This is a genomic window from Sphingobium sp. B12D2B, from assembly GCF_025961775.1.
In the GTDB taxonomy this organism is placed as follows: Bacteria; Pseudomonadota; Alphaproteobacteria; order Sphingomonadales; family Sphingomonadaceae; genus Sphingobium.
Genome location: NZ_JAOQOH010000001.1, coordinates 1,228,048 through 1,241,811, shown reverse-complemented (window position 1 = coordinate 1,241,811; position 13,764 = coordinate 1,228,048). Strand labels below are relative to the sequence as shown.

Annotated in this window: 8 protein-coding genes; 5 read left to right on the top strand and 3 right to left on the bottom strand. The window is 62.7% G+C overall.

Annotation, left to right across the window (positions count from 1 at the left end):
• Window positions 1-7: 7 nt before the first annotated feature.
• Window positions 8-787 (bottom strand): phosphoribosylaminoimidazolesuccinocarboxamide synthase, encoded by a 780-nt coding sequence (gene purC, locus M2335_RS05910; RefSeq protein WP_181560284.1) that lies wholly within the window; start codon window positions 785-787, stop codon window positions 8-10.
• A gap of 190 nt (window positions 788-977) precedes the next feature.
• On the opposite strand from purC, the gene M2335_RS05905 reads away from it, so the two are divergent.
• From M2335_RS05905 to M2335_RS05895, 3 genes are all read left to right on the top strand, one after another.
• Window positions 978-2,219 carry a putative DNA modification/repair radical SAM protein gene (locus M2335_RS05905; protein WP_264594087.1) on the top strand — a complete coding sequence of 414 codons (1,242 nt, stop codon included), beginning with the start codon at window positions 978-980 and terminating at the stop codon, window positions 2,217-2,219.
• Window positions 2,216-3,640 carry a UdgX family uracil-DNA binding protein gene (locus M2335_RS05900; RefSeq protein ID WP_413716104.1) on the top strand — a complete coding sequence of 475 codons (1,425 nt, stop codon included), beginning with the start codon at window positions 2,216-2,218 and terminating at the stop codon, window positions 3,638-3,640. The genes M2335_RS05905 and M2335_RS05900 overlap by 4 nt, the downstream gene beginning before the upstream one ends.
• A gap of 940 nt (window positions 3,641-4,580) precedes the next feature.
• Entirely contained in the window at window positions 4,581-5,795 is a 1,215-nt protein-coding gene (locus M2335_RS05895) for an ATP-dependent DNA ligase (protein WP_264594086.1), read from the top strand.
• Window positions 5,796-5,854: 59 nt separating this feature from the next.
• Here the strand turns inward: M2335_RS05895 and M2335_RS05890 are convergent, their stop codons facing one another.
• Both M2335_RS05890 and xth read right to left on the bottom strand, forming a co-directional pair.
• Entirely contained in the window at window positions 5,855-6,349 is a 495-nt protein-coding gene (locus M2335_RS05890) for a cupin (protein WP_264594085.1), read from the bottom strand.
• Window positions 6,346-7,155, bottom strand: coding sequence for an exodeoxyribonuclease III (xth, locus tag M2335_RS05885; protein WP_264594084.1), 810 nt, complete (start codon window positions 7,153-7,155; stop codon window positions 6,346-6,348). Before xth ends, M2335_RS05890 begins: the two co-directional genes overlap by 4 nt.
• A gap of 573 nt (window positions 7,156-7,728) precedes the next feature.
• On the opposite strand from xth, the gene M2335_RS05880 reads away from it, so the two are divergent.
• Together M2335_RS05880 and M2335_RS05875 are read left to right on the top strand one after the other, a co-directional pair.
• Window positions 7,729-10,842: a TRCF domain-containing protein gene (locus M2335_RS05880; protein ID WP_264594083.1), complete on the top strand. Its 3,114-nt coding sequence runs from the start codon at window positions 7,729-7,731 to the stop codon at window positions 10,840-10,842.
• Window positions 10,843-11,272: 430 nt separating this feature from the next.
• A complete protein-coding gene (locus tag M2335_RS05875) occupies window positions 11,273-13,654 on the top strand; it encodes an arylsulfatase (protein WP_264594082.1) in 2,382 nt (793 codons plus the stop codon).
• Window positions 13,655-13,764 lie beyond the last annotated feature (110 nt).

The following is a 13,764-nucleotide window of genomic DNA, read 5'->3' as shown; positions in this document are numbered from 1 at the left end:
CCGTCTCTTACTTGCCGCGCTTCTTGCGGTGGCTCTCCAGATCGAGAACGTCGTTCTCAAGGCCCTCGGGCAGCAGGCCCAAGCGGCGCGCGACTTCCTGATAGGCCTCGACCTCACCGCCCAGATCGCGGCGGAAGCGGTCCTTATCCAGCTTCTCGTTAGTGGCCATATCCCACAAGCGGCAGCCATCGGGGCTGATCTCGTCGGCCAGAATGATGCGCGAGAAATCGCCATCCCAGATGCGGCCGAACTCCAGCTTGAAGTCGACCAGACGGATGCCGATGCCGGCGAACAAGCCGCTCATGAAGTCGTTTACGCGGATCGCCATGTCGGCGATGTCGTGCATCTCTTCCTGGCTCGCCCAGCCGAAGCAGGCGATATGCTCTTCGGTGATCAGCGGATCGCCGAGCGCATCATCCTTGTAATAATATTCGATGAGCGTGCGGGGGAGCTGCGTGCCCTCCTCAATGCCCAGCCGGGTGGAGAGCGAGCCAGCGGCGACATTGCGCACCACGACCTCGATCGGCACGATCTCCACCTGACGAATGAGCTGCTCGCGCATGTTCAGCCGCTTGATGAAGTGGGTGGGCACGCCGATGTTCGCGAGCAGCGTGAAGACATGCTCGGAAATCCGATTATTCAGCACGCCCTTGCCGGAGATCGTCCCCTTCTTCTGCGCATTGAAGGCAGTCGCATCATCCTTGAAATACTGGATCAGCGTGCCGGGCTCGGGACCTTCATAAAGGATCTTCGCCTTGCCCTCATAAATCTGGCGACGACGGGACATGTGCGGGTGCCTACTCATCAGTTGTAAAAATCAAGGCCCCGGCGGCGCGAATCAGCGAGGATCAGCGGACACCGGGGCTCTTCCCCAGCGCATAGCGCAAGGCACATGGCAGTGCAATTTTCAGACGAACCGAGCCGGGCTGGCCCCCTCGGCGCTTGCCGCCCCAGCCGCTAGAACATATAAAGAACAAATGAAACAGGAGACGATTACGGATCGGCTGGCGATCCTTGCGGACGCCGCCAAATATGATGCCTCCTGCGCATCCTCCGGCACCGCCAAGCGGAACAGTCGCGACGGCAAGGGGATCGGCTCGACCGAAGGCATGGGCATCTGCCATGCCTATGCGCCGGATGGGCGCTGCATCTCGCTGCTGAAGATCCTGCTCACCAATCATTGCATTTTCGATTGCCATTATTGCGTCAACCGCAAGAGCTCGAATGTGCGTCGTGCGCGGTTCACGGCACAGGAAGTCGTCGAGCTGACGCTCAACTTCTACCGGCGCAATTATATCGAGGGCCTGTTCCTCTCCTCCGGCATCATCAAGTCCGCCGACCATACGATGGAGCAGTTGATCGAGGTCGCCCGCGCGTTGCGGGAGGATCATGGCTTCAAGGGCTATATCCACCTCAAGACCATTCCTGAGGCGGATCGCGCGCTGGTCGAGCAGGCGGGCCTTTGGGCCGATCGCGTCTCGATCAACGTCGAACTGCCGACCGAACGCGGCCTGACCGATCTGGCGCCGGACAAGAATGGCGGGCAGATCGAAGGGGCCATGGCGCGGCTAGGTTCGGCGATGGTCGAAGCGAAGGATGCGCGCAAACGGTTCAAACATGCACCGATGTTCGCGCCCGCCGGCCAATCCACCCAGATGATCGTCGGCGCGGACGGCGCTAACGATACCCAGATTATCGGCCGGGCCAGCGAACTGTATGACCGGCATCGGCTGCGGCGGGTCTATTATTCCGCCTTCAGCCCGATCCCCGATGCGAGCGCGGTATTGCCACTCAAGCGACCGCCACTGATGCGCGAGCATCGGCTCTATCAGTCCGACTGGCTGATCCGCTTCTACGGATTTTCGACCAGCGAGGTGCAGACCGCGACCGACGATGACGGGATGCTGGCGCTCGACATTGACCCCAAGCTGGCCTGGGCCTTGCGGCACCGGCAGGATTTTCCGGTCGACATCAATCTGGCATCGCGCGAGAAGCTGTTGCGCGTGCCAGGACTGGGCACGCGGGCGGTGGCTGCCATCTTGCAAGCCCGCCGCCATCATCGCCTGCGGCTGGATGATCTTGCCCGGCTCACCCGCACGGTCACCAAATTGCGGCCGTTTATCGTCACGGCCGACTGGCGCCCGACTGGGTTGATCGACACGGCAAACCTGCGCGCCCGACTGGCTCCGCCGCCTCGCCAGATGGAACTGTTCGGGTGAGGCCGGCCCCGCTCCAAGATCAGCCGGCGCTGTTCAATGCCGAGCTGGAGGACGCCCATGATTTCGACACATGGCGTGAGCTGGCCCGCGCCCTGGTCTTGCGGGGCGTCAGTCCGGAGCATATCCGCTGGGCAGCGGCATCGGACAGCGCGCGGGATTTGTTCGCGTCCAAAGACACGCCCGAGCCGGCTCCATCACCCCGCCCGGTCACGGCCAACAAGCGCTTCATCGAGTTGGCCCGCAAGGTGATCCTGCACAGCTCGGATACACGGTTGGCGCTGCTCTATCGCCTGCTGTGGCGCCTGCAAAGCGACCCGCACCTGCTTGAAAAGACGAGCGATGCTGATGTGCACGCCCTGACGCAGTTGGAGCGGCAGGTACGCCGCGACATTCACAAGATGCGTGCGTTCGTGCGGTTCCGGCTGGCCCACGATCCCGACGGAACGGACCGCTACGTGGCCTGGTTCGAGCCGGATCACGCGATCGTGCGCGCCAATGCCCCGTTTTTCCTCAATCGGTTCGCGAGCCAGCGCTGGTCCATCCTGACGCCCGATCTCAGCCTTCACTGGGATGGCACCCTGCTTGCGGAGGGGCCGGGCGCTGACTCCCGGGATGCCCCCGGCGAAGACGAGATCGAAGGGCTTTGGCAGCGTTATTATGCCTCCATCTTCAACCCAGCGCGGCTCAAGGTGGCGATGATGGTGAAGGAAATGCCTCGACGCTACTGGAAGAACCTGCCGGAAGCCGCGTTGATCCCCGCACTGATTGCCGGCGCGCAGGCTCGCGAGGCTCAGATGGTCGATCAGGGCGCCGATCCCTTCCAGCGCCCGCCCCCGACGTCCCTCGGCGAGATTGCCGAGGGCATCTCAACCTGCACGGCCTGCCCGATCGGCTGCAACGGCACGCGCGCCGTCGCCGGCGAAGGGCCCGGCAACGCGCGGCTGATGATCGTGGGCGAGCAGCCGGGCGATTTCGAAGAGCAGCAGGGCCGGCCTTTTGTCGGCCCGGCGGGGCAGTTGCTCGACGGGCATCTTGAGACGGCTGGGTTCGATCGTCCCGAGATCCGGCTGACCAACGCCGTCAAACATTTCAAATTCGAGCAACGCGGCAAGCGTCGTCTCCACCAGAACCCGACCGCCGGGGAGATCGACCATTGCCGCTGGTGGCTCGATGCCGAAAGACGGATCGTTCAGCCAACGATCGTGCTAGCCTTAGGCGCGAGCGCAGGACGCGCCCTGCTGGGCCGAACACCCAGCATCGCCAAGGAGCGTGGCCAACCCTATCAGCTCGCGGACGGCAGCCAGCTCTGGCTGAGCGCCCATCCCAGCTATCTGCTGCGCCTGAGCGGCGAGGCGCAAACGCGGGAACAGACTTTGTTCGCCCGCGATCTGGCGGCGGTCCGCGTGGCGCTGCAAGGTTGAGAGCGCAAGAGACGCGGTGCGACGGCCGCTGATGTTGCGCACAGGCCTGCGGAGATCACTTGGAATAAAAGGGGAGCAGAGAGCCATCGAACTGACCATCTCCCGATCGCAGCGAACGCAAGTACAGGCCGAAATCGGGAACGACGGAGCCGAGAGACGCGCGACATCGGTACTGCGCTCATTTTTAAAGGCGGAGGGTGTACGCCGAAATTTTTGTGTCCATAAGGCTTTGACCAAGGACAAGATCCTTCACGGCCGCCACGCGCGACGCCTCTTTAAGACGCCGATTAAAGGATGCGACCAACCGCGATCATGCGCTTCGTGTCGCCGAGCAAGGGAAGCACGCGCGAGCATTGCTTCCCGCCCCCATAAAGGCCGCCCCGCAACAATTTCGCGGCGAGGACAACGAAGCCTTGCCCGACGAGATTGTCCGCTGGAGGGACCCTGAAAGTCCTCCAACCCGATCCCGTCGTGCGCCAGCAAACCGGCTGGCCGGGAATCGAACCTGGCAGCGAGCGATGGGAAAGTGTTCGCGCAACTGCCGCCTTCAGAGATGACATTACAAGCTGCGAGATTGACCTGACGGCGCCAACGAATAGCGAGCTGTCCGTTTTTTCACTAGCTGGTCCGCCTAAGCGTCGCCTTCCGCAGGCAGCAGCACGACCAGCCGGAAGTCGGGATGCCCATTGGCGCCAACGGCATCTGCTTAGCCTGCACTGCGCCCCGCACCGGATTACCCTGTCCGCTCCTGACCAACTTACGCCATTCAGAGTTGGATGCCCGTATGGCCGCTTAGGTCTGAATCGATGACAGCTTTCAGCAACCGCCCATCGACATTTGAACAACGCTATCACGACCAATGCCCCCTGCCCCACCCTCCGCTAAGGCCGTGGACATAGCCAAGAGAGCGCTCGGTGGCGGGGTCCCGTGCGATGGAACGATGGAGCGGCCCATCTCAATCGGCACATGGCTCGTAACACCGCATATGCTGAAAGGTACGCCGGTCTGCCGACTGAATGGACTGCCAGCCCGGGCAACCGCTCTCCCCGCCAGGGGTTATCCTGGCATGGCTCGCTCGAAATCAACCCATACTGACGACAGCAAGGCTCCGCTTGCGCCCATGGAAGCGGTTTTGGTCGAGGAACTGCCCGAGTCACCCGGCTGGCAGTATGAACCCAAATGGGATGGCTTTCGCGCGATCGCTGCGCGCGAGGGCGACAATATCGAGATATGGTCCAAATCGGGCAAGCCGCTCGGCCGCTACTTTCCGGAAATGATTGCACATATTCGCAACCTTCCTGAGAAGCACCTGCTCCTTGACGGCGAACTGGTGATCCCGATTGGCGATCATCTCTCCTTCGATGCGCTTCAGGCCCGCCTCCATCCCGCTGCCTCGCGCATCGCCAAGCTCTCGAGGGAGACACCCGCGCAGCTTATCCTGTTCGACGCGCTGGCAATCGGCAGCAGCAACCTTCGCGACAAGCCGCTGGCGGAACGACGGGGCGCGCTTGAGGCGCTATACAGCTCGATAGCCAATTCATCACTGATCCTGTCGCCGGCCTCAGAATCGCTGGAGCAAGCAAAAACCTGGCTAGCCGAAACGGGCGGCGCCCTTGATGGCGTGATCGCCAAGTCGCTCGACGAGCCCTATCGACCAGGGGAACGCGCGATGCGGAAGGTGAAGCAATTGCGCACGGCCGATTGCGTGGTTGGCGGATATCGCAAGACTGCCAAGGGCTATGTCGCCTCACTGCTCCTTGGGCTCTATACTGAGACTGGTCATCTCGATCTTGTCGGATTTAGCTCGGGTTTCCCCGCCACCGAGCGCAAGGCCCTGATCAAAACACTCAAGCCACATGAAGGCGGGCCGGGGTTTACCGGAAAGGCGCCCGGCGGACCCAGCCGCTGGAATCCCGACAAGAGCGGTGATTATATTGCGCTCGATCATGGGCTGATCGCCGAGGTCATCTATGATCAGATCACCGCAGGCCGGTTCCGCCACGGCACCCGCTTCCACCGCTGGCGCCCTGACAAAGCGCCCGCGCAATGCACGTTCGATCAGTTGGTGCGAGAGTTGAAGCCTGCCGAACTCATTCAACTCGTCGAAAAGAGCGAGGAAATCGGGACGAAACTTCCGCCCGAAGACCTGACCTAAGCGAAGGGGACGACGCGGATCGACGCACTGAAAGCAGAGCTGTCTCGCGACTGACCTTCTTATGCCCCGATCCGCGCGCCCGTTTCGCCAGTCACGGGATCGCGACGGGGTTCAGGCACAGCGGCCATTCGGGCCTCGGCGGCATCGTCGGGCCCTTCCCGGCAGATGTCCCAGCTCAACCCTTTCGGGTACGCGCCAACAACCTGAAAATCTTCGCTGGACGCGACGCAACGGTGGCCGGTGCCGACGGGCAACATCACCGCATCGCCCGCCACGACTTCGACCTGCCGGCCATCGGGTCCGCCGAGTTCGAGCATCGCCCTTCCGGCAAACACGCCGAGCGCTTCATGCGTGGTCGAATGATAATGATGATAGTCGAACACACCGTCACGCCAGTCGGGCAACCAGCCGTTCTCCGCGAACAGCGCTTCGAACCGTTCGGCCAAATCCGAGTTACCGCCCTGCAATACGCCGCGATAGACGATTACGGGCAACCGATCGTTGTTCGGCACCCAGCCGTTTTTGCCCAGGAGGAAGCTTTCAGTCTCCATCATGACATAGCTTTCGGGGTTCTTTTGCGTTTGGGCTTATCGGCAAGTTCGATCCAAACTGGCGCATGGTCGCTCGTTTTTTCCCAGCTACGCACATGGGCGTCAACGTGAGCATCGACCAGTCGGCTGGCGAGGGCCGGGCTGAGCAGCAGATGGTCTATTCTAAGGCCTGCATTTCGGCCGTAGGCGTTCCGGAAATAATCCCAGAAGGTGTAGATGACTTCGCCGGGATGAAGCGTGCGAAGCGCATCTGTCCAACCTTGGTCCAGCAACCGGAAATAGGCCGCCTTCACCTCAGGCGAGAACAGGGCGTCGTCGAGCCAGCGCTCGGGCTTATAGACGTCCAGATCGGTGGGCATGACATTGAAGTCACCAGCAAGCATTACTGGCAGCCCGGTTTCGAGCAACCCGGCAGCGTGATCGATCAGCCGCTCGAACCAGCGCAGCTTATAGTCGAATTTGGGGCCAGGTCGGGGATTGCCATTCGGGAGATAAAGCCCGCCAATCAGGATACCGTTGACCGCCGCCTCGATGTATCGGCTTTGGCTCGGGTCCGGGTCGTCGGGAAGCCCTCGCCGGGTCTCGTGAATTTCTCCGACGCGGCTCAGCATCGCGACGCCGTTCCAGGATTTCTGGCCGTGCCAGATGACATTATAACCAAGATCGCGGATGGCGCCTTCGGGAAAGCGCTCCTGCGGCGCCTTCAACTCCTGGAGCACGACGACATCGGGTTCAGCTTCTTCCAGCCAACGGAGGAGGACAGGCAGCCGGCCGTTGACGCCGTTCACATTGTAGGTCGCGATCTTCACCGCCGAGCACCCGCATGTCCGGCAGCATCCCGTCGGCGGCCGCCCAAGCCTATGAAGACCTCTGGACCGACGCGCTTCATCTGCGCCACATCATGAATCCCGCCAATGGCATATCCACGAAATCCTTTGGCATGAGAGTCGTTCCAGCTTGGTCTAAGGAAGGTTCCAGCGGCCCAACGCACGTCGCTCACCCGCGGAAATGCTCGTTGAGCCGAGTGCAACCGCCGCTAAGGACGCGTTTACTTGCGGGGACGCAAATCTGCCGGTCGATGGATCAGGGGGGCAGTCTCAACATTGACAAGCTAGGGGCTGATGCAGCGAAGGCGGCGCATCGTTGACCAACGTCGGAAGTTCCGATCAGGACAATCAACATAAATCAGACTAAATTTGCTCGCGACCCTGCGACCAGGGGCGAACGTGCGCGTTTCAGGCTTCCTATCGTCCAGTGCAGGAGCAGACCCTGGAAGACTTTGCAGGCCGGATTGCGGCCGCGGCCACTATGATCGCCGCTACGATGGCCGCTGCCAATATCGGGCCGCGAACTGCGGTCGATCTTGCCGGAGAGAACGCGAAATGAGCGGCGGGCATGGAGTGGGTGTACGGGCCCTGACACTATGGAAAGCGCTGCAAGCCGAGGACGTTCTCTATCTCGCCGATGATGAACAGGAAGCGGAGGCGCTGGCCGCCGCCCTCGGCAAGCTAGCGCCCGAGAACGTTGTCATCTTCTTACCATCAAGTGACACACTGCCCGGCGACAGTGCTCCTGCTTCACCTGCGAACATTGGGCAGCGTGTTGCCGCGCTGCGCATGCTCAGGCGCTCCATGCAGGCGGGCGGCGTCAAGCCCATCGCTGTGGTAATGAGCGGCGAAGCGGCGGCAAGGCTTTATCCGGATCCATCCGCCTTTGACGCCGCGCCGCCTACGCTGAGGGAGGGCGACAAGATCGATCCTGCGGGGTTTGCGCAGGACATGAACGCGGTTGGCTATGTCAGTGACGACCGCGTAGACGAACCGGGCGAGATCGCGGTGCGGGGTGAAGTCATTGATATCTATCCGGCGGATGCCGGTGCGCCCGCTCGCATCGAGATTTCTGATGGGCAGATCGCCAGCATCCGGCATTACGACCCGGCGACCCAGCTTAGCACTGGAGATTGCGAAGCGCTGGAGATCGGCCGCGCGCTGGAGCCAACGGATGGTCGGCGTTGCAGCGTTTTCGCTCATCTTCGGCCGGGGCGCCTGTTTCAAAGTGGAAAAGCCGACCAGCGCCGTCGTCGATTTGCTCGACTGGCAGCTGAGACAGGGGGCGAACAGCCGGCGGACGCCGTGGCGGAAGGTGAGTGGAGGGCGGGCGAAGAAGGCTGGAACACAAGTGAGATTACCGATGCTCAAATCGAAGCACTCCCCCGTTTCGCTGAGCAACGCGCACCACTCAACGCGATGGTCCGGTTTGTGAAGCCGCGACTTGATTCCGGCGACCGATTACTGCTCGTTGGAAGCGAGCGGGATGTCCGATTCCTGCGGTCTCGCATCGCGCGCAAATTGGGTCTCGAATTGCGGGACGTGGCCGATCTCGGTTCCGTTCTCGCGTGTCCAAAGTCGAGCGGTGGCGCTTTAATTGCGCCGATCGACGCGGGCGCTGTCGGAGACGGATTGATCATGCTGGCGGCCGCCGATCTCTTGGGCAGCCGGGCGTTGCTGAACGAGGCCCCGGAGACGGCATCGTCAGAAATTGCGCGCGCAGGCGGCGATATTCGCGTGGGCGATGTGGTCGTCCATGAAGACCATGGCGTCGCGCGAGTCCTCGGGCTCAATGCTGCGCCAGCCGAGGGCGGATCGGAAGCGATCATTTTGGAATATGCCGGCGGTACCCGCCGACTGGTGCCTGCCGGAGAGGCGGGGCGTATCTGGCGCTATGGCGCCGATGCGGACGCAGTAAAGCTCGACAAGCTTGATGGCACGAGCTGGGCAAAGCGGCGTGGCGAGATCGACGAGACCGTCGCGGCGAGCGCAAAGGCGCTTTTGAAGCTGGCGCAACAGCGCATGAATACAAAAGCCCCTTCACTGGAGCCGGAGGTGGCTGCCTATGAGCGCTTCGTTGCGACCTTCGCGTTCAATGAGACGGCTGATCAGGCGCGGGCCATCGCAGCCGTGCGCGATGATCTTGCCAGCGGTCGTCCAATGGACCGACTGATCATTGGCGATGTAGGCTATGGAAAGACCGAAGTTGCCCTCCGGGCTGCGGCATTGGCTGCCCTTGCCGGGCATCAAGTCGTGGTGGCAGCGCCGACTACCGTGCTTGTGCGCCAGCACCTCGAAACGTTCGAACGCCGCTTCGCAGGGCTGGGAGTCAAAGTCGCTAGCCTATCCCGCCTTTCGAGTGCGGCAGAGAAAAAGGTCGTCAAGGCGGGCTTGGCGGACGGATCGATCGACATCGTCATCGGAACGAGCGCGGTAATGGCGAAGGACGTGCGCTATGCGAAGCTGGGTCTCGTTGTCATAGATGAGGAGCAGCGTTTTGGTGCAGCTGACAAGGCGAAGCTGCGCGGCCGGGCCGACATTCATTTGCTCGCGATGAGCGCAACCCCGATCCCGCGAACACTCCATCGGGCGATGATCGGACTTCAGCAGATTTCCGTCATCGCAACGCCGCCAGCGCGCCGCCAGCCGATCCGCACCAGCCTTGCCGAGCCGAACGACACGCAGATCAGAACGGCGTTGCTACGCGAGTGCTCGCGGGGCGGGCAAAGCTTCGTCGTCGTGCCACGGATCGAGGATCTCGCGCCCCTCTCGGAGCGATTGCGGCGCATCACGCCCGATCTTGTGCTGATTGAGGCGCATGGCAAGCTGCCGGCGGCGGAGATTGACGCGGCTATGGTCCGTTTCGCCAATGGCGAGGGCGATGTGCTCCTCGCAACGAATATTATCGAGGCGGGTCTGGACGTGCCGCGCGCCAATACCATGCTCGTTTGGCACGCCGACCGTTTCGGCCTCGCCCAGCTTCATCAACTGCGCGGACGGGTCGGCCGGGGCAATAGGCGGGGACAGGTCATGCTGTTCACCGAGGGTGGGACGATTGCCGAGCAGACGATGAAGCGCCTGCGAACGCTTGCGACTTACGACCGACTTGGCGCGGGATTCGAGATAAGTGCAGCAGACCTTGATCAGCGCGGCGCCGGCGATCTGTTAAGCGATGTTCAGGCGGGGCATATGAAGCTCATGGGCGTCGACCTTTACCAGCATTTATTTGAGGCGGCGTTGAAGGCCGCACGCGGCGAGGATGACGGGCTTTGGCTCGCGGAGGTGAATGTTGGAACGGCCGGCGCGTTGCCCGAGGACTGGATTCCCGACGTCGACATTCGTTTGGGTCTCTATGTGCGGATCGCCAGGGCGAGCGACGAAGGAGAACTCGAAGCCTTACAAGAAGAGCTCATCGATCGGTTCGGCTCGCTCCCGGATGCTGCTGAGCGACTTCTTGCGGTCGCGCGGATCAGGCTGCTCGCTCGATTGGCCCAGATAGAGAGGGTCGACGCAGGACCTGCAGCAATCGCGCTGACCCCGCGCGGGCGACGCAGGAAGGTCCCGACCGGGCTGGTCCCTAAAGACGGGCGCTGGCTGCTCAAGGAGCGGATCGCTGAGGAAGAGCAACTGGAGCGGCTGGCAGGCGTGCTGCACGCCATCGCGCCATAATCGCATTGGTCTATCGCTGTGTTTCTTACACCCTCTGCGACGCGCTTTATAAAACCAGAGGGACGCTTGCCAACTTTTCATCCTTTGGGCGCCCTTGACTAATCGGGCCCGACGAGTGCGCTCCCCCCGGGGCCACTACCGCCCCGCCAACTGAGCCAGCCAGACCGGCCCGGAACTGATGCCAATCGACCTGAGCGAATGGCGGCTTTCGGAACGCGGGCAACGCAGACCGCACGACCGCAACCAAGGCGAAGGCACATGCTGCTTTCCAACGACAGGCTTGCTGGTGACGAGTAGTGAACGATCACCTACGTCCTACAGTGTGGAAACAACCTGCTGGACGTCGCTGCCATAGCCGTGCTGATGACGGGCCTGTGATTATATGTGAGGCGGAACGGCGTCAGCGAACTGAGGGATGCACGACATGATTATGAGCCGACTCATTTCGACGTCCTGCCTCACCTTCATCTGCGCGAGCAGCGCGGCGCTGGTGCATGCGCAGTCTGCAGGAGCTGGACAAGCAGAGGTGCGATCCGCACCGGCCCAGACGGCTGGCGCGATCCTGCCAACGCCGGAACAGCGCTTTGAAGGCAAGATCGGCCGCACGCTCGCGCAGTCCGATCCGCCCAAATATGCGCCGCTGCCCAAGCCGCCTGCCGGCGCGCCGAACGTTCTGGTCATCATCACCGACGATGTCGGCTTCGGCGCCACCACCCCGTTCGGCGGCCCGGTGCCGACACCGACCTTCGAAGCACTCGCCCAGGATGGGCTGCGCTACAACCGCTTCCATACGACGGCGCTCTGCGCGCCGACCCGGGCCTCGCTGCTGACCGGCCGCAATCCGCATCGCGTCGGCTTTGGCGCCATTACCGAAATGGGCACGGGCTATCCCGGTTACACGACGATCCTGCCCAAGAGCGCGGCGACGGTCGGCGAGGTGCTGCGCCAGCATGGCTACGGCACGGCGTGGTTCGGCAAGAACCACAATACCCCGGAATGGGAACAGAGTGCCGCCGGTCCCTTCGACCGCTGGCCCAACGGGCTGGGCTTCGACTATTTCTATGGCTTCATGGGCGGCGCGACCAGCCTGTGGAACCCCTCCCTGTTCGAGAACCAGCTTCCGCTCGCCCGCGGAAATTTTCCGCCGGGCTATCATCTTGAGCGCGACATGGCCGATCACGCGATCGAATGGATCCGCATGCAGGGGATTTCGGCACCGGGTCGGCCCTTCTTCATGCTCTATGCACCGGGCACCTCGCACAGCCCCCATCATGCCCCGGCCGATTGGATCGCGCGGTTCAAGGGCCAGTTCGATCAGGGCTGGGACAAGATGCGCGAGCAGATTCTGGCGCGGCAGATCGCGGCCGGCGTCGTCCCGGCCGGCACCAAGCTGACGCCGCGCCCCGCCTCCATTCCCGCCTGGGACACGCTCGGCCCGGACGAGCGGCGGCTCTACGCCCGGATGATGGAGACCTACGCGGGCGCCCTCTCTTATGCGGATCACCAGATCGGCCGGGTCATCGAGACGCTGCGGGCGTCCGGCCAGCTTGAAAACACGCTCGTCATCTACATTCAGGGCGACAATGGCGGGAGCGGCGAAGGCGGCCTGAACGGATCGACTAATGACATCGCGGCGATCAACGGGATGCGCCCCGATCTCCAGACAATGCTCGGCCAGATCGACAAGCTGGGCGGCCCGGAACTCTATAATAATTACCCCGTCGGCTGGGCCTGGGCGATGAACGCCCCGTTCCAGTGGACCAAGCAGGTTGCCTCTCATCTCGGTGGCACGCGCAACGGCCTGGTGGTGTCCTGGCCTGCGCGGATCAAAGCGCACGGCGAAGTGCGCACGCAATTCCACCATGTCGCGGACATCGTCCCGACCATCTATGAGGCGGTGGGCATCACGCCGCCCGAGCAGGTGGATGGTGTGACGCAGATGCCGCTCGATGGCATCAGCATGGCCTATAGTTTCGTTCAGGCCGATGCGCCGGACCGCCGCCACGAGCAGATTTTCGAACTGCAAGGCAATGCCGGCCTGTACCGCGACGGCTGGTTCCTGAGCAGCACCCCGACCCGCGCACCGTGGGATTTCGCCGGCCCCGGCGGCCTGCCCACCGACAATGGCTGGGAGCTCTATAATCTCTCCGAGGACTTTTCCCAGTCGCGCAATCTGGCGGCGCAAGAGCCGGCGCGGCTGAAATCGATGATCGACCAGTTCTGGGCGGACGCCAAGAGCGGGGACATTCTGCCGCTCGACAACCGCTCCTTCGCACGCTGGTCGAGCCGCAATCGCCCTACGCTGCTGGCCGGGGAGACACGCTTCACCTACCAGCCCACGTCACGGCCGATCACCGGCCCCGGCTTCCCGGATCTGGCCGGCCGCTCGTGGCGGGCAGAGGCGGATATCGCCCTTGCGAAAGGCATACGCGCCGAGGGCACGCTGGTCATGAACGGCAGCCGTTATGGCGGCTGGAGCCTCTACATGACAGGCGGGCGACCGACCTTCCTCTACAAGGCCTCGGATTCGCCCGGCGACGTTCTGCGCCTGCAGGGCCCTGCCCTTCCCGCCGGCAAGCACCGCATCTCGGTTGCGGTGACCGACAATGGGCAGGGCAAGCCCGGCGATGCGGTGCTGCACGTGGATGGCGTCACTGTAGGCCAGGGTCCGATCAAGCGGACCATTCCCGCCATCATTCGCGGCGGCGGCGCCATCGGGCGCAGCTTCGACACGCTGGACGGCAGCTTCACGGCCCCCTTCGCCTTCAATGGGCAATTGGACAATGTGACGATCGAGGTGGTGCCGGAATAGATTGGATATTTGCAAAACGCTTGGGGTGTCGCGCGTCGCTCGTAGGACAAGGGCCAACAGCGCATGCAACACGTCAGCCGATACGTTCCATTAAAATGGTGTCGCAACAT

Coding starts and splice junctions, on each gene's coding strand:
- M2335_RS05905 (WP_264594087.1), top strand. CDS start 978: ATGAAACAGGAGACGATTACGGATCGGCTGGCGATCCTTGCGGACGCC.
- M2335_RS05880 (WP_264594083.1), top strand. CDS start 7,729: ATGAGCGGCGGGCATGGAGTGGGTGTACGGGCCCTGACACTATGGAAA.
- M2335_RS05895 (WP_264594086.1), top strand. CDS start 4,581: ATGGAGCGGCCCATCTCAATCGGCACATGGCTCGTAACACCGCATATG.
- purC (WP_181560284.1), bottom strand. CDS start 787: ATGTCCCGTCGTCGCCAGATTTATGAGGGCAAGGCGAAGATCCTTTAT.
- M2335_RS05890 (WP_264594085.1), bottom strand. CDS start 6,349: ATGATGGAGACTGAAAGCTTCCTCCTGGGCAAAAACGGCTGGGTGCCG.
- M2335_RS05875 (WP_264594082.1), top strand. CDS start 11,273: ATGAGCCGACTCATTTCGACGTCCTGCCTCACCTTCATCTGCGCGAGC.